The sequence below is a fragment of the Accumulibacter sp. genome (assembly GCF_036625195.1).
In the GTDB taxonomy this organism is placed as follows: Bacteria; Pseudomonadota; Gammaproteobacteria; order Burkholderiales; family Rhodocyclaceae; genus Accumulibacter.
In genome coordinates this window covers 3371007-3387077 of record NZ_JAZKUG010000001.1, presented here as the reverse complement: position 1 = coordinate 3387077, position 16071 = coordinate 3371007, and the positions used below count along the sequence as shown (strand labels likewise).

16 protein-coding genes and 1 tRNA gene are annotated in these 16071 nt (G+C 67.6%); 10 read left to right on the top strand and 7 right to left on the bottom strand.

From position 1 onward, the window contains the following. The first annotated feature begins 2 nt into the window (after positions 1 to 2). Positions 3 to 3359: a Swt1 family HEPN domain-containing protein gene (locus tag V5B60_RS14930; protein ID WP_332347793.1), complete on the top strand. Its 3357-nt coding sequence runs from the start codon at positions 3 to 5 to the stop codon at positions 3357 to 3359. 349 nt (positions 3360 to 3708) lie between these two features. Here V5B60_RS14930 and V5B60_RS14925 read toward each other — a convergent pair. Beyond that, positions 3709 to 3799, bottom strand: a tRNA-Ser gene (locus V5B60_RS14925). A gap of 178 nt (positions 3800 to 3977) precedes the next feature. Here V5B60_RS14925 and V5B60_RS14920 point away from each other — a divergent pair. The 3 genes from V5B60_RS14920 to paaI all read left to right on the top strand — a co-directional run bounded on the left by V5B60_RS14920 (position 3978) and on the right by paaI (position 5977). Next, on the top strand, positions 3978 to 4412 hold the full coding sequence (locus V5B60_RS14920; RefSeq protein ID WP_332345299.1) for a hypothetical protein: 435 nt from the start codon (positions 3978 to 3980) through the stop codon (positions 4410 to 4412). Next, the gene (locus V5B60_RS14915) at positions 4366 to 5334 is read left to right on the top strand and encodes an ISKra4 family transposase (RefSeq protein WP_332347076.1); all 969 of its coding nucleotides are present in this window, start codon (positions 4366 to 4368) and stop codon (positions 5332 to 5334) included. Before V5B60_RS14920 ends, V5B60_RS14915 begins: the two co-directional genes overlap by 47 nt. A 118-nt stretch (positions 5335 to 5452) precedes the next feature. Next, positions 5453 to 5977 carry a hydroxyphenylacetyl-CoA thioesterase PaaI gene (paaI, locus tag V5B60_RS14910; RefSeq protein ID WP_332347792.1) on the top strand — a complete coding sequence of 175 codons (525 nt, stop codon included), beginning with the start codon at positions 5453 to 5455 and terminating at the stop codon, positions 5975 to 5977. Positions 5978 to 5999: 22 nt separating this feature from the next. Here the strand turns inward: paaI and V5B60_RS14905 are convergent, their stop codons facing one another. Together V5B60_RS14905 and V5B60_RS14900 are read right to left on the bottom strand one after the other, a co-directional pair. Next, positions 6000 to 6707: an alpha/beta hydrolase family protein gene (locus V5B60_RS14905; protein ID WP_332347791.1), complete on the bottom strand. Its 708-nt coding sequence runs from the start codon at positions 6705 to 6707 to the stop codon at positions 6000 to 6002. Continuing rightward, positions 6700 to 7482 carry a pseudouridine synthase gene (locus tag V5B60_RS14900; protein ID WP_332347790.1) on the bottom strand — a complete coding sequence of 261 codons (783 nt, stop codon included), beginning with the start codon at positions 7480 to 7482 and terminating at the stop codon, positions 6700 to 6702. The genes V5B60_RS14905 and V5B60_RS14900 overlap by 8 nt, the downstream gene beginning before the upstream one ends. 356 nt (positions 7483 to 7838) lie before the next feature. Between V5B60_RS14900 and V5B60_RS14895 the strand changes: the two genes are divergently transcribed. Together V5B60_RS14895 and V5B60_RS14890 are read left to right on the top strand one after the other, a co-directional pair. Next, positions 7839 to 8954: a phosphoserine transaminase gene (locus tag V5B60_RS14895; protein WP_332347789.1), complete on the top strand. Its 1116-nt coding sequence runs from the start codon at positions 7839 to 7841 to the stop codon at positions 8952 to 8954. A gap of 55 nt (positions 8955 to 9009) precedes the next feature. Beyond that, on the top strand, positions 9010 to 10182 hold the full coding sequence (locus tag V5B60_RS14890; RefSeq protein ID WP_332347788.1) for a phosphoglycerate dehydrogenase: 1173 nt from the start codon (positions 9010 to 9012) through the stop codon (positions 10180 to 10182). Positions 10183 to 10210: 28 nt separating this feature from the next. Here V5B60_RS14890 and ispF read toward each other — a convergent pair whose 3' ends face one another. Beyond that, a complete protein-coding gene (ispF, locus tag V5B60_RS14885) occupies positions 10211 to 10690 on the bottom strand; it encodes a 2-C-methyl-D-erythritol 2,4-cyclodiphosphate synthase (RefSeq protein ID WP_034933994.1) in 480 nt (159 codons plus the stop codon). Continuing rightward, positions 10687 to 11385, bottom strand: coding sequence for a 2-C-methyl-D-erythritol 4-phosphate cytidylyltransferase (ispD, locus tag V5B60_RS14880; RefSeq protein ID WP_332347787.1), 699 nt, complete (start codon positions 11383 to 11385; stop codon positions 10687 to 10689). Before ispD ends, ispF begins: the two co-directional genes overlap by 4 nt. 65 nt (positions 11386 to 11450) lie before the next feature. Between ispD and amrB the strand changes: the two genes are divergently transcribed. Genes amrB through V5B60_RS14860 form a run of 4 tightly spaced genes read left to right on the top strand, consistent with a single transcriptional unit; the run spans position 11451 to position 14614 of the window. Then, positions 11451 to 12275, top strand: coding sequence for an AmmeMemoRadiSam system protein B (amrB, locus tag V5B60_RS14875; RefSeq protein ID WP_332347786.1), 825 nt, complete (start codon positions 11451 to 11453; stop codon positions 12273 to 12275). Beyond that, entirely contained in the window at positions 12265 to 12822 is a 558-nt protein-coding gene (amrA, locus tag V5B60_RS14870; protein ID WP_332347785.1) for an AmmeMemoRadiSam system protein A, read from the top strand. Before amrB ends, amrA begins: the two co-directional genes overlap by 11 nt. Beyond that, the gene (gene amrS / locus V5B60_RS14865; protein WP_332347784.1) at positions 12807 to 13916 is read left to right on the top strand and encodes an AmmeMemoRadiSam system radical SAM enzyme; all 1110 of its coding nucleotides are present in this window, start codon (positions 12807 to 12809) and stop codon (positions 13914 to 13916) included. The genes amrA and amrS overlap by 16 nt, the downstream gene beginning before the upstream one ends. Next, entirely contained in the window at positions 13913 to 14614 is a 702-nt protein-coding gene (locus V5B60_RS14860) for a hypothetical protein (protein WP_332347783.1), read from the top strand. Before amrS ends, V5B60_RS14860 begins: the two co-directional genes overlap by 4 nt. On the opposite strand, the gene V5B60_RS14855 is transcribed toward V5B60_RS14860, so the two are convergent. Both V5B60_RS14855 and V5B60_RS14850 read right to left on the bottom strand, forming a co-directional pair. Then, a complete protein-coding gene (locus tag V5B60_RS14855; protein WP_332347782.1) occupies positions 14611 to 14946 on the bottom strand; it encodes a hypothetical protein in 336 nt (111 codons plus the stop codon). The two genes, V5B60_RS14860 and V5B60_RS14855, sit on opposite strands and share 4 nt — an antisense overlap. 153 nt (positions 14947 to 15099) lie before the next feature. Continuing rightward, a complete protein-coding gene (locus tag V5B60_RS14850; protein ID WP_332347781.1) occupies positions 15100 to 16068 on the bottom strand; it encodes an alpha/beta fold hydrolase in 969 nt (322 codons plus the stop codon). Positions 16069 to 16071: the final 3 nt, after the last annotated feature.

Here is a 16071-nt window from a genome sequence, read left to right as displayed (position 1 = left end):
CAATGGCCATCACCAACCACGAGCGCGTCGGCAAGGCGCTGGAGCTTCTGAAAACCGGCCTGCTGCCGTTCATCGAGCGGGAACTGAAAGCGAAGTACGGCAACGGCTGGGCTTTCGAGGTGAAGGACGTCCTGTCCGACACCCGCCTCGGCGCCGGCAAGGGCGAATCGCTGCAGGACGTTGCCGCCTCGCTGGTCGTCATGGACCGCAAATGGGGCGAGGTCTTTCGCCAGATCCTCGGCAAGAGCGAGCGCAGCCTGGTCAATGAGCTGGTGACCGTGCGCAACGCCTGGGCGCATCAGGAACCCTTCTCCAGCGACGACGCCTACCGCGCGCTTGATTCGGCCGGGCGTTTGCTCTCCGCCGTTTCGGCCGCGCAGGCGGACGACGTGGAGAAGATGAAGATGGAACTGCTGCGCGTTCGCTTCGACGAGCAGGCGCGCAGCGAAAAGCGGAAATCGGCCAGCACGGCGATCGAAAGCGGTGTCGCCGGCAACCTCAAGCCCTGGCGCGAAGTGGTGATGCCGCATGCCGACGTGGCGAGCGGTCGCTACCAGCAGGCCGAGTTCGCCGCCGATCTGTGGCAGGTGCATCTCGGCGAGGGGAGCGACGAGTACCGGGACCCGGTGGAGTTCTTCCGCCGCACCTACCTGACCGAAAGCCTGAAGGGGATGCTCGTCGGCGCGGTGCAGCGCCTGACCACGGGCGGTGGCGACCGGGTGGTGCAGTTGCAGACCAACTTCGGCGGCGGCAAGACGCACTCGATGCTGGCGCTCTACCACCTGTTTTCGGGAATCGCGCCGACCGAGCTGGCCGGCATCGACGAAGTGATGGCTGCCGCCGGGGCGAGCAGGATTCCGACGGCCCGCCGCGTGGTGCTGGTAGGCAACAAGATTTCTCCGGGGAACCCGGCGACCAAGCCCGACGGTACGGTCGTGCGCACGCTGTGGGGCGAGCTGGCCTGGCAGCTTGGCGGAGGGACAGCGTTCGCGCGACTGGCGGCCGACGATGAACAGGCGACCAGCCCCGGCGACGTTCTGCGCGCGCTGTTCAACGACTACGGCCCGTGCGTGATCCTGGTCGACGAGTGGGTGGCCTATGCACGCCAGCTCCACGACCAGAGCGACCTGCCGGCCGGCGGCTTCGAGACGCAGTTCAGCTTCGCGCAGGTACTGACCGAATCGGCCAAGCTGGCGAGGAACTGCCTGCTGGTGATCAGCCTGCCGGCGTCGGATACCTCCGGCTCGCCACAGAATCTGCCACACTCGCAGGCGAACGACGTGGAAGTCGGCGGCACGCGCGGCCGCGAGGCGCTCGACCGGCTGCGCAACGTCGTCGGGCGGGTCGAATCGTCGTGGCGCCCGGCGAGTGCCGAAGAGGGCTTCGAGATCGTTCGCCGGCGCCTTTTCCAGCCGCTGGCCGACCCGGCGCAGTTCAGGGACCGGGACGTCGTGGCGCGCGCCTTCGCCGAGTTCTACCGCTCGCAGCAGGCGGAGTTTCCGCCCGAGTGCCGCGAATCCGACTACGAGAAACGCATCCGGGCGGCGTACCCGATCCACCCGGAAGTCTTCGACCGGCTGTACACCGACTGGTCGACGCTGGTCAAATTCCAGCGCACGCGCGGCGTGCTGCGGCTGATGGCGGCGGTGATCCACAGCCTGTGGGAGAAGGGCGACCGCAATCCACTGATCCTGCCGGGTAACGTGGCGATCGACAACGCGCGCGTGCAGTCGGAACTGACGCGCTACCTCTCCGACAACTGGGTGCCGGTGATCGAGAAGGATGTCGACGGGCCGAACTCGCTGCCGCTGAAGCTCGACCGGGACTTGCCCAACCTGGGCCGGGTCTCGGCGTGCCGGCGGGTGGCGCGTGCGATCTACATGGGCTCGGCGCCGACCACCGCCGCCGCGCACAAGGGGATCGAGGATCGGCGCGTCAAGCTGGGCTGCGCGATGCCGGGCGAATCGCCGGCGGTGTTTGGTGACGCCCTGCGCCGGATGGCCGGCGCGGCGACCTATCTCTACCAGGACGGGCCGCACTACTGGTATTCGACACAGCCGACGGTGACCAAACTGGCCGAAGACCGCGCCGAGCAGTTCAAGCGCAATCCGGACAGGGTGGCGCAGGAGATCGAAAAACGCCTGCGCAAGGATCTGGAGCGCAAGGGCGACTTCGCGCGCATCCACCCGATGCCGGCGACCGGTGCCGACGTGCCGGACGACCTGGACGCGCGGCTGGTCGTGCTCGGCGTCAATCATCCGTACAGCAAGGAAAGCAACAGCGCCGGCGAGCTGGCTGCCAGGGCCATCCTTGAATCGCGCGGCAATGCGCCCCGCCTCTACCGGAACACGCTGGTCTTCCTGGCGGCCGACAGGACCCGCCTGCAGGACCTCGACGAAGCGGCACGCAAGTACCTGGCGTGGGAGTCGATCCTCAGCGAGAAGGTGCAGCTCAACCTGACTCCCTATCAGGTCACCCAGGCCGAGACCCAGAAGACAGCCGCCGACGGCACGGTCACCGCCAGGCTGCCGGAGACCTACCAATGGCTGCTGGTGCCGGGGCAGGAAACCCCGCAAGCGCCGATCACCTGGGAGGCGCTGCGGCTATCCGGGACCGATGCGCTGGCCGTGCGCGTCAGCAGGAAGCTGCGCAGCGACGAGCTGTATCTGACCACCTTCGCCTCCACACGCCTGCGCATGGAACTCGAGCGCATCCCGCTCTGGCGCGGTGATCACGTGGCGGTGAAGCAACTGATCGAGGATTTCGCGCGCTACATCTACCTGCCCCGGCTCAGGGATTCGAGCGTCCTGCTGCACGCGATCAGTGACGGCGTCAGTCTGCTGACCTGGGTCCAGGACGGCTTTGCCTTCGCGGATCGCTTCGACGACGCGGCCGGTCGCTACCAGGGCCTGCGCGTGGGGCAGATGCTCAAGCTGACCGATGCCCATGCGCCGGGTCTGGTGGTCAGGCCGGAGGTGGCTCTCCGGCAAGTCGATGGCGAGCGCGCAGCGCCAAGCTCGGGAACGACATCAGACCCGCCGACTCCGGGTGGCCCGGGAACGATCGCCGCCAAGCCGACCGCTGAGCGAGGAACAGGAGCGGCCGTTCAGCCCGTTGCCGCCAAGCCGAAGCGTTTCCACGGCACGGCGGTGCTCGATGCCACCCGTGTCGGCCGTGACGCCAGCCGCATCGCGGATGAGGTGATTTCGCATCTGGTCGGACTCGTGGGCGCGCGGGTGACGGTGACCATCGAGGTGGAGGCGGAGATACCGGGTGGCGCGCCGGACAACGTCGTGCGCACCGTTACCGAGAATGGGCGGACGCTGAAGTTCGCTAGCCAGGGGTTCGAGAAGGAGTAGCACTTGTCCGCGACGACGGTTCTCCGACCTCCTCTCGCTTGTGCGACGTTATGGCGATCGAATCGGCGCAGCGCCTGCGAAACCCTGAACGCGCGACTGCAGCCAGTGAAGTCACGCGCCCCAACGAGCATGCTCGTCTGACGTGAGCTGCCGATGACGCACCAAGCCGTTGGCTGTCATATCGACGACGAGATCACCGAGGGCCTTTCGGCGCCGGCGCATCGACGCGTAGCGATTCGTTGTCTCAGGACATGCCATGCAAGCGCAACCAAATTGATGGGGCACATGGTTGGTGCGAGATTTGCGCAAAAAACTCAGCGATGATTTAACAGCTCTTTCAGACTTTTTCTGGCGGAGAGAGCGGGATTCGAACCCGCGTTAGGAGATTATCCTAAACACGCTTTCCAGGCGTGCGACTTAAACCACTCATCCATCTCTCCGGAAGGCTGGGGATTCTAGCAGAAGGCCGGGGGAACACCAAACCGGACGTGTGCGCAGGGTGCAATCGGAAGTGCGACTGACGCCGGGGCGAGGTGGTTGGCGGTGGCATTCGGCACTAGACAATTGGGCGGAGGTGGGGTAAATAGTGGTGGGTTACTTCACCTTGGAGCGAGACCCATGACAGAAAGGTGGTCGGAAATGGAGGGGCGACTCAAGCCGAGTCGGGGTTTGGAAGAGCGGTTTAGAGATCATCCCGAGCTCCAAGCCAAGATCGAGTCTTTGCTGGCGGTGGTCGAGAATGCGGCCGGCGATGTTGAGAAGGCGGCGGAGGCGGAGCGGCGGGTGACGGAGGAATTGCGGCAGTTGGGCAACGAAGCGTTGCACGGCTGGGCGCGACGGCAAGCGCAGCGGAAGGAAGAAGAGGTGGCGCAACAACCGGGCGTGCAGCGGAAGGAAAAAAAACGTCTATTGGCAGACCCGGTACGGACAGATCGAAGTAGCGGAGCAGGTCTTCCGGCAAGGGACGCGCGGGCCGGAGATCCGGCCATTCACGCGTTCGGCGGAGGTGGTCTGCCGGGGCTGCTCGGAGCCGCTGCAGCGAGCGATCGTTGATTTCGGGGCGGACGCGCCCGCGGCGCGCATTCCGCAGAAGCTGAAAGAGCACTACGGTATCGAGGTGTCCGCCAGTACGTGCTGGCCGATCGTCTTGCGGCATGCCGCGACGATCGACGAGCGCCCGAAAGCGGCGGCAAAAATCCCGGCACGAGACGGCGTAGAGCAGTTGATCGGCGAGATCGATGGGAGCATGATTCCCGTCGTGGAGACGGCCGAATCGGACGACCAGAGCGCGAAAGTGGACCGCCGCAAGACCCGCCGGGTGGGCTGGAGGGAAGCGCGTTTGAGTCTGGTCCATGCGCCGGGCTCCGTCACCCCGGTGTTCGGCGCCACCGTGGGCCCGCCCGACCAGGTCGGAGAGACGCTGTTGCGCACGGCGGTTCAGGCCGGACTGGGGCGTAAGACCAAGGTCCATGCGGTCAGCGACGGCGCCGCATGGATTGCGGATCAGGTGAGTGAGCAATTCGGACTGCAAGGCCACTTTCTCGTCGATTTCTACCATGTCTGTGACTACCTGACGGCCGCAGGGGACACGATCGCCGGCACGGCGGCGAGGGCTTGGCTGGAAACGCAGAAGGATCGGCTGAAACAGAACCGCCTCCAGGACGTCGTCGAGGAACTGCAGCGATTCGTCGAGGACGACACCGTTCCCGATGCCAACGCCCCGGTGCGCGCGGCGCATCGCTATCTCACCAATCGCCCGGGGCAGTTCAACTATCAAGACGCGCTCGTGGCCGGGCTGCCAATAGGGTCCGGCGAAATCGAAAGCGCACACCGTTACGTCATCCAGGACCGTCTCAAGCGGGCCGGCGCTTGGTGGAAACTGAAAAACGCCAAGCACATGCTGGCGCTGCGTGTCTGCCGTGCCAACCAGGAGTGGGACCGCTATTGGCAGTCCAGACGTCAACAGGCCGCCTGATCCACAGTCGCACTTCCGATTGCACCCGTGTGCGCAGGCAGCGCCCAGGTCGCTGCGGTGAGTCCCCTGGTTCGGCGGCAGATCTCGGCCGACCGGGAACCTGCGTAAAGGACCGCACATGCCCAAGAATGCCAGCGCCCATGAGTCAGAGGCTGCCGCCCGCCTTGCCGAACTCACCGCCGAAGCGATGTACAGCCGCGACGCCGCCAGCCGGCTGATCGGCCTGCAGATCATCAGCGTTCGCCCGGGCCACTCGCGAATGTCGATGGTCGTTCGACCGGACATGGTCAATGGCCACCACATCTGCCATGGCGGCTACCTGTTCACTCTTGCCGACTCGGCTTTCGCCTATGCCTGCAACGCCTACAACCGCAACACCGTCGCCTCGGCGTGCCATATCGATTTTCTGGCGCCGGCAGCCGAAGGCGAGGTTCTCGAGGCCGAGTGCGAGGAGCGTTCGCGGGCGGGCCGTACCGGCGTCTACGACACGACGATCCGCAACCACAACGGCAAGATCATCGCCCTCTTCCGCGGCAAGTCCTATCGCATCGCCGGCGAAGTGATCGCCGGCCTCGAGGCAGAGGACGCGCGTCCGGCATCCGCCGTGGCATCGGTGAGCCGGGTCGAGGGCAATCCGCAGTGAGGCGCAGGGGTGTGGCAGACGATCAACCCAGGAAGCGGGTCAGCCATTCCGCAGCGTGACCGGTGGCCGTCGCCCAGTCCGCGGCCGGCATCAGGTGTGGCGCGCCCGCCAGTTCGACGTACTGCAGCCGCTCAGGCTGCTCGCTGTAGCGGTCGGCGAGCAGCGCGTGCAACTGCCGCGCCGCGGCGGGCGGTACGACGCTGTCGCAAGCAGCGGTGATCGACAGCAGCGCCGTCGGATGGAAGGCGTCGAGCCAGGCTGCATCGTCATCGCTCCGCACCCATTCCGGCGAGCCGAGCAGCGCCACGGCGGCGGCGTAGCGCTTGTCGGTGGCGATCGCGCCGTACACGATGCAACCGCCCATCGAGACCCCGGCGATCGCGAGCCGGCCGGGCACGCAGCGGCCGAGTTCGAACAGTTGATCGACGAGCCGCGGCAGGCCGGCAACGGTCTCGCCGACGATCTGGCGGAAGATCGCTGCATTCTCGCGCGGCGATCCACCGACCCGGCATGGCAGACTGTCGGGGCGACGCGCGCCGTGGGCGACCGCATCGATGGCGATGGCCTGCAGCCCGCGGTCGGCAAGACGATGGAGCTCGGCCAGGTGCGTCTCCTTGCTGGCGCCGTAACCGTGCACCCACAGCACGGTCGGCAATGCGCGTGCGCCGTCGGCGTGCCGCACGATCAGCAGCGGCACCCCTGCCAGCAGCGATTCCTCGACCTCAGCCATCGGCGGTCACCACTCCTGCCGGCAGCCATTCCGGCGGCAGCGCCGCTGCCCACTGGAAGCGCTCGACGAGGCGCAGGAACTCGCCGGCCAGCGGCGCGATCACCCGCAGCGGAACGCCGCTGACTGGATGAGCGAAGCGCAGCTCGGTACACGTGAGCAACATTCGCTGGCAGCCCAGCAGCGCGCGAAACAGGTGGTTGTGCGCCGCCTTGCCATAGGTCGTGTCGCCGATGATCGGATGCGCGATGTGCTTCAGATGGCGACGCAACTGGTGACGGCGGCCACTCAATGGCGTCAGTTCGAGCAGCGCATAGCGGCTCTGCGGGTAGGGGTCGACGGCGTGCGGAAGCTCGATCGATGCGAGCCGGCGGTAGTGGGTGACCGCCTGCTGGATGGTCGGCACGGCGGTTTCGCCGCTGTTCTCGTCGTCGCCGAAGCAGCGGCGCAGCGGATGGTCGATCTCGCCCTGCGGCGGCGGATGGCCGCGGACGACCGCGAGGTAGCGCTTGACGATGCGGCGCTCGGCGAACATGGTGCCGAGCGACTGCGCCACCTCGCTGCTGCGGGCGAACAGGAGAACGCCCGAGGTCCCGCGGTCGAGGCGGTGGCTGGCGTAGACGTGGCAGCCAATCTGGTCGCGCAGCATCTGCAGGGCAAAGCGGCGTTCGTGCCGGTCGAGAGCGGTGCGATGCACCAGCAGTCCGGCCGGCTTGTCGATCGCCACCAGGTGTTCGTCACGGAACAGGATCGGCAGCAGCGCCCGCTCACTTGGCACGGCTGAGCATCCTAAGCGCCGACGGCGGCAAACCCGCCGTCCAGGCGAGAGCAGCGACCGTCCTCGCGGCCGCCATCGGCCGCGGTCGTACCGACCACCATCTTCCTCTCCATCCTGAGCGACCACTGCCCCCGCGAAGCGGCGAAGGATGCCACAACCGACCCGCCGGCGCCAGGGAAACCGGGCGCCACCAGGGCGGCAGGACAGCGGCCACCGGCCACCAATGCCCGTTGCGACGGGTCGCCTGCTGCCGCAAAAAACACTCTCTGCTACAATCCCATGCTTGTTTCCCGGCGGCCGGCGGAGCGTCGCGGAAGCATCAACCCGGCTTTCCCTTTTCCGAGACAGAGGCTACCATGCAACCCACAGTCAAACCCCGCAATCCCAATTTCTCCTCGGGACCGTGCAGCAAACGCCCCGGCTATGATGTCCGCGCGCTGCAGCTCGACACGCTGGGCCGCTCGCATCGCTCGGCCCTGGGCAAAAAGGCGCTGGCGCTCGCCTGCAGCGAGACGGCCCGTATCCTGGGGCTGCCGGAGGGCTACCGAGTGGGCGTCGTGCCGGGTTCGGATACGGGTGCGGTCGAAATGGCATTGTGGTCGCTGCTCGGTGCGCGTGGCGTCGACGTCCTCGCCTGGGAGTCCTTCGGATCGGGCTGGGCGACCGATGTCGTCAAGCAGCTCAAGCTTCCCGGCGCGCGCGTCCTCAAGGCCGAGTACGGTGACATCGTCGACCTGTCGCAGGTCGACTTCGACAACGACGTCGTCTTCACCTGGAACGGCACCACTTCGGGCGTCAAGGTACCGAACGGCGACTGGATCGCCGCCGACCGGGGCGGGCTGACGATCTGCGACGCGACCTCGGCCGTCTTCGCGATGGATCTGCCGTGGGAGAAACTCGACGTCGTCACTTTCTCCTGGCAGAAGGTACTCGGTGGCGAAGGGGCGCATGGCATGCTCATCCTGGGGCCGCGCGCAGTCGCCCGGCTCGAGAGCCATACGCCACCATGGCCACTGCCCAAGGTCTTCCGGCTGACCTCCGGCGGCAAGCTGAGCGAGGGCATCTTCCGCGGCGAGACGATCAACACGCCCTCGATGCTCTGCGTTGCGGACTATCTCGACGCGCTGCAGTGGATCGAGAGCATCGGCGGGGTCGCGGCCGCGATCGCACGCAGCGAGGCCAACCTCGGCGTCATCGCCGGCTTCGTCGCCGACAACGACTGGATCTCCTTCCTCGCCCGCGACCCGGCGACACGTTCCAACACCAGCGTCTGCCTGAGCGTCACGCTGGCCGCAGAGCAGGTGAAGAAGATGGTCAAGCTGCTCGAGAGCGAAGGTGTTGCCTACGACATCGGTTCCTACAAGGACGCACCGGCAGGAATCCGCATCTGGTGTGGCGCGACGATCGACACCGCCGACCTGCAGGCGCTGATGCCCTGGCTGGCTTGGGCCCATGCGCAAGCCGCTGCGTGATGCCGCCTGCCGCCACCAGCAATCGCCCCGAAAACCACTTATGGATCGTCTAGCCATGTTCAAGGTCAGAACCTACAACCAGATTTCAATCAAAGGGTTGGAGCGCTTTCCGCGGAAGACATATGAAGTCGGAAGCGACATCGCGCATCCCGACGCCTTTCTCCTGCGCAGCCAGAAGCTGCAGGGCATCGAGGTTCCCGCAACCCTGCTGGCAGTCGCCCGCGCCGGCGCCGGCGTGAACAACGTACCCGTCGCCGAGTATGGCAAACAGGGCATCGTCGTCTTCAACACCCCCGGCGCCAACGCCAACGCCGTCAAGGAGCTGGTGATGGCCGGCATGCTGCTCAGCGCGCGCGGCATCATCGACGGCATGAACTACGTCCAGTCGCTGTCGGCGATCAAGGATGCAGCCGAGATGTCGCCGCTGGTGGAAAAGGCGAAGTCGCGTTTTGCCGGCACCGAGTTGCGCGGCAAGACACTCGGCATCGTCGGCCTCGGCGCCATCGGCTCGATGGTGGCCGACATGGCTCTGGCGATGGGCATGACGGTCGTCGGCTTCGACCCCGTGCTGTCGATCGACGCCGCCTGGCGGCTGTCGAACGAGGTCAGCCGGATGGAGAACCTGCAATCGCTCCTCGCCCGTTCCGACTACGTCTCGCTGCATGTCCCGGCGGTGGACACGACGCGACACATGATCAACGACGATACCCTGGCGGTGATCAAGTCGGGGGCCGTGCTGCTCAACTTCGCCCGTGACGCGATCGTCGATGCCGCAGCCGTGCTGCGCAGCCTCGAAGCCGGCCGGCTCGGCCGTTATGTCTGCGACTTCCCGGAGCCGGCCCTGCTCGGCCACCCGAAAATCATCGCCATGCCGCACATCGGCGCCAGCACCGAGGAATCCGAGGAAAACTGCGCGGTGATGGCCGCCAACCAGCTGGTCGACTATCTCGAGAACGGCAACATCACGAACTCGGTGAATTACCCGCGCATCGCCATGGAGCGCAGCCCGGGAACCGCGCGCATCACCTTCGCCAACGTGAACGTCTCCGGTGTCCTCGGACATGTCCTGTCGATCCTGGCGGAGCACAAGGTCAACGTCGTCGACATGGTGAACAAGAGCCGCGGCGAGCTCGCGTTCAACCTGATGGACGTCGAAAGCGAGCCCGATGCAGCGGTGATCGACGCCATCCGCGGGGTGGAGCAGGTCATCCGCGTGCGCGTGATCTGAGGCGCTGCCTTGCCGCGGCGGTACCGCCTCAGTCGTCGCGGCTGATGAGCACCACCGCTTCGGCGGCGATCCCCTCACCGCGGCCGACGAAGCCGAGTCGCTCGGCCGTCTTCGCCTTGACATTGACGCAGTCGGTCGGCAATTGCAGATCGGCAGCGATGTGCTCGACCATCTGCGGCAGGTAGGGCGCCAGGCGCGGCTGCTGCGCGCTGATCGTCGCGTCCACGTTGCCGACGCGCCAGCCGGCCTGCGCCAGCAGCGCCGCCGTGGCGCGCAGCAGCTGCCGGCTGTCGGCGCCGCGATGACGCTCGTCGCTGTCCGGGAAGTGGCGGCCGATGTCGCCAAGCGCCGCGGCGCCGAGCAGCGCATCGGTGATCGCGTGCAGCAGCACGTCGGCGTCGGAGTGGCCGAGCAGCCCGCAATGATGCGCGATCTCGACACCGCCGAGCAGCAAGCGGCGGCCGGGAACCAGCGCGTGAATGTCGCAGCCCTGGCCGACACGGATCATTCGCCCCCCCTCCCCTGCGCCTGCAGGATCATCTCCGCCAGCCGCAGGTCACCCGGAAAGGTCACTTTCAGGTTGCTGACGTCGCCGCGCACCAGGCGCGGCCGCAGGCCGGCGGCCTCGACCGCCGACGCTTCGTCGGTGCCGCCCGGATGCTCGGCGAGGACCCGCGTCAGCAGACCGTAGCGGAACATCTGCGGCGTCTGCGCCTGCCAGAGGCCGTCGCGCGACTCGCTGCGGGCGACGCGCTGGCCGCTGTCAGCGCGCTTCAGCGTGTCCGCCACCGGCACCGCCAGCAGGCCGCCGACGGCGTCGTCTGCCAGTTCGTCGCACAGCGTGGCGAGCATCGCCGGCGACAGGCACGGGCGCGCCGCGTCATGCACCAGCACCCAGTCGTCGTCGAGAGCGGCGGTGGCGGCGGCGCGCAGGCCATTGGCGACGCTCTCGGCACGCGTCGCACCGCCGCAGAACACGGTCTCCAGCTTGTGGCCGAGACTCCTCCAGTCAAACTGGCGCCACCATCCGTCATCGGGCGCGAGGACGACCCAGACGCGTTCGATCGCGCGACAGCGGCAGAGCGTCGCGAGACTGTGGTGCAGCAGCGGCCGCCCGGCCAGCAGCTGATACTGCTTCGGCGCCTCGCCGCCGAGGCGGGAACCGCTGCCGGCAGCGGGAACGATTGCGTAGTGGGCTGACATGGACTAATTTTAAGCTATCGCGCCGAGCAGGCGCAGCCAGACACCTGCGCAGGAGGATCAAAGTGATGGACCCGACACCGCATACCCGCCCGGCAGCCGTTGCCGGCATGTTCTATCCGGAATCGGCGAACGCACTCGCCCGCGACCTGCGGCGGATGCTCGCTGACGGCGCGGCGCCGGCGGCGACGCCCGGCCGGCGCGTCAAGGCGATCATCGCCCCGCACGCCGGCTACGTCTATTCCGGGCCGATCGCCGCCAGCGTCTACGCGCCGCTGGCGGAACGGGCCGCAGACATCCGGCGGGTCGTCCTCCTCGGGCCGACCCACCGCGTGGCGGTGAACGGCCTCGCGCTGCCGGCGGCCACGGCCTTTGCCACCCCGCTCGGCGTCGTCGCGGTGGACCAGCAGGCGGTGGCGGCGATCGCGCACCTGCCGCAGGTCGTCGTCAGCGACGCCGCACACGCCGTCGAACACTCGCTGGAAGTGCACTTGCCATTTCTGCAGACCGTTCTCGGCGACTTCGGCCTGCTGCCGCTCGCCGTCGGCCGCGCTTCGCCGGCAGAGGTGGCGGAGGTGCTCGATTGCCTCTGGGGCGGCGACGAGACGCTTGTCGTGATCAGCTCGGACCTGTCGCACTACCTGCCCTACCAGACAGCGCGCGCGACCGACAGCGAGACCGCCCGCCACATCGTCGCCCTCGACGCCCATCTCGACCATCAGCAGGCCTGCGGTGCGACGCCGGTCAATGGCCTGCTGCTGGCGGCGCGGCGGCACGGGCTCCAGGCGCAACTGATCGACCTGCGCAACTCGGGCGACACCGCCGGCGATCGCTTGCGCGTCGTCGGCTACGGCGCCTTCACGTTCAGCGAGGAGGCCAGCAGTGCCCAGTGATCCCGTCGACCGCCTCGGCGCAGCCCTGCTGACCATCGCCCGCAACGCGATCGCGCACCACTTCCGCCTGCCGACGCGGCCACCCGGCGAACTGCCCGAACTGGCCGAGCCGGCCGCCACCTTCGTCACCCTGACCCGCAACGGCCAGTTGCGCGGCTGCATCGGCAGCCTCGAGGCGCACCGGCCACTGCTGCTCGATGTCGGCGAGAACGCCCTCGCCGCCGCCTTCCGCGACCACCGCTTTGCGCCGCTGACCGCCGACGAGTTCGCCACGACGCGCGTCGAGGTCTCGCTGCTGACGCCACCCGAACCCTTCCCGGTCGCCGATGAGGCCGACGCCATCGCCCGCCTGCGGCCGGGCGTCGATGGCCTGGTCCTCGGCTATCGGCAGCGACGCGCCACCTTCCTGCCGCAGGTCTGGGAGTCACTCCCCGATGCACGCCAGTTCCTCGCGCAACTGAAGCTCAAGGCCGGGCTGCCGGCCGACTTCTGGCATCCAGAAGTCACTCTCGCCCGTTACGGAGTACGCAAATGGAAAGAGAAGTGACGCACGCGCCGAAAGTACCCGAATCGGCGCACCCCGGCCGCTGGTGGCACGCGATCGACAACGAGCGCATCCAGTGCGACCTCTGCCCGCGCGACTGCAAGCTGCACGCCGGGCAGCGCGGCGCCTGCTTCGTCCGCCAGAACCTCGACGGCCAGATGGTCCTCACCACCTACGGCCGTTCATCGGGCTTCTGCATCGACCCGATCGAGAAGAAGCCGCTCAACCACTTCCATCCCGGGTCGGCGATCCTCTCCTTCGGCACCGCCGGTTGCAACCTGGCGTGCAAGTTCTGCCAGAACTGGGACATCTCGAAATCGAAGGACATGGACCGGCTGCTCGACGCCGCCGGGCCCGACGACATTGCCCGCGCAGCCGTCGCCTACGGCGCGCAGTCGGTCGCCTTCACCTACAACGACCCGGTGATCTTTGCCGAGTACGCGATCGACACCGCCCTCGCCTGCCACGAGCGCGGCATCCGCACCGTCGCCGTCACCGCCGGCTATATCCACCCCGCGCCGGCGCGCGAGTTCTTCGCCGTCATCGACGGCGCCAACGTCGACCTGAAGGCCTTCACCGACGATTTCTACTTTCGCCTCTGCGGCGGTCACCTGCAGCCGGTGCTCGACATCCTCGCCTACATCCACCACGAGACCGACTGCTGGCTCGAGATCACGACGCTGCTGATCCCCGGCAAGAACGACTCGCCGGCCGAGATCAAGGCCCTCGCCGACTGGGTGGCGCGCGAACTCGGGCCGCAGGTGCCGCTGCACTTCACCGCCTTCCACCCCGACTGGAAGATGGACGATCTGCCGGCGACCCCGGCGTCGACCCTGACGCAGGCGCGGCGAATCGCCATCGACGCCGGCCTGCATTACGTCTATACCGGCAACGTCCATGACAGCGAGGGCGGCACCACCTTCTGCCCGGGCTGCCAAGCGGCGCTGATCGAGCGCGACTGGTACCACATCCGTCACCACGACCTGCCCGCCGACGGCCACTGCCCGCACTGCGGCACCCGGATCGCTGGCCACTTTGCGCGCTTCGGCAAGCCTTTCGGGCCACGCCGGGTGCCGGTCAGGCTGTTGCGTCCTTGACCGGCGCGTTCGCCTTCCCGGGCCAGACGCCGATCGCCATCGCCGCCGGCCAGGGCTCGCTGCAGGGATTGCTGACGCTGCCGGCGCGGCTCTGCGCACTGGTCGTGCTGACGCACGCCGGGCCGGCACCGGCAGCACGTGACGATGCCCTCGCCGTCATCCTGCAGCATGCCGGCATCGGCACCCTGACGCTCGATCTGCTGACGCCGGCGGAAGAGCGTTTCGCCGATCTGCAGCACAACGTCTCCCTGCTCGCCCGCCGTCTGCTCGACGGCCTGGCGCTGCTCAAGCAGCGGATGCTGCTCGGTGAACTGCCGCCGCTGCCGATCGGCCTCAGTGCCGCCGGTGACTGCTCGCCCGTCGTGCTGCGCGTCGCCGCGCTGCGCGATCACGACATCTACGCGCTCGTCTGCCGCGGCGGGCTGATCGATCTCGCCGGCGCCCTCTACCTGCGCTCGCTGGCCGCGCCGCTGCTGGTCCTCGTCGATGAGAACGACGAGCGCAGCACGACGAGCAACCGCCGCGCGCTGCGCCAACTGGCCTGCCCGCACGAACTGCAGACCCTGGCTGCCGCGGCCGACTCGCCCACTTCGGCAGCGGCCTTCGAGCGGGTCGCGCGCGCCACCGCGCGCTGGTTCATCGACCGCCTGCCCGCCGCCAACCCGGCACCTGCCACCGTGACGCCGGCGGCCGGCTAGTCTGGCGGCAACGCCGGATCCGGTGGCACTGCGTCGGGTGAAAGCACCGGTGATGCGCCGGTCTCGTCGGGCGGGAGCGCCCGGTCGGGCCGCACCGCGCCCGGCGACCACACCGGTCCGGAATCGGTCTGATCGGGTGCCAGGGCCCTGTCCGGACGGACTGCCCCGGGCGAGAGCGCCGGCTCGCCGACGCTTTCATCGGGCGACAGCACCCGCTCCGGGCGCACCGAGCCATCACGGCGATATTCCTGCGCCTGCAGCGGCGGCAGACCGGCGACCGCGATGGCCGCGCACAGCAGCACCCGCGACGGGATGCAACGATTCAAGCGCATGCTCATCCTCCCTTGACGGCAGCGCCGACGCGACGGCCGGCGCGGTGCCTTCGATGTTTGCTCCAACGGTGGCGAGATGGGCACTGCATCCGTCGCACGGCTGCAGCGGCTGCAGTGCCCGATGCGCCCTCAGCATTCTGGCGCAGAATCCACCTACGGAACCGCATTTTCAGCCAGGAACGAGGAGACGAGGGACAGCACCTCGTCTTCCCTCTCGCGGTGCGGAGTGTGGCCACACGCATCAAGCATCTCCATTCTTGCCGGCCCGCTGACACCTTCCGCAATGCGGCGCGGGAACGCAGCGGATCCGAACTCATCCGAATCGCCGTGAATCGCGAGCACCGGGCAATGCACCTGCGCCAGGTAGGGATCCAGCGACCACGCACGAAACTCTGGAGACAGCCAGACCTCGGTCCAGGCATCCAGTACCCAGCGCGCGCTCTGCCCGTGCCACCTGACGATCCGGGAGAACTGGCGGTGGTCGGCAAAGGACTGCATGGCCTGCCGGATGCCGCACAGCGTTCGCTCCTCGACGAATGCCTGCGCGGACTCGGTGATGACCGCCACGCAGCGATTTTCCGCAACAGAGGCCGCGACCAACGCCATGCCGCCACCGACGCTATGGCCGAAAAGCACGTACTCGCAGAGCCCAAGAGCATCGGCAATGGCCGGCCAATGAAGCCGTGCCTCGTCGTCGATGAAGCCGCGGTCCGCAGGCGTCGTCCGGCTGCTCGACTGGCCAAATCCAAGGCGGTCATACGCCAGGACCGGGCGGCCTGTCCTCGCGGCCAAGGTCGCCGGGAAACTGCGCCACTGTTCGACCGAACCCAGCGAGTCGTGCAGCAGGACGATCGGCGCATGCGTGGCGCCATCGGGCTGCCAGTGGCGAACGAATACCTGCCCGCCAGCCACCTCGACCAAGCAATCATTCACTGCGACAGCCATCTCGTTGTCCTTCGTGCATGATCGGGATGGGGAAAAGCCGCGCGGCGGCCGGTTCCGACCTGGACTCTGCGCTTCATGAATTCCGCTTGTTCTGGAAACCCTGGACTGTCTTCCAAGATTCCCGTTGTGCTTCGAGTGATTCGCAATGTCCTCGTCTGGGTCGAACTCGATGCGCATTCT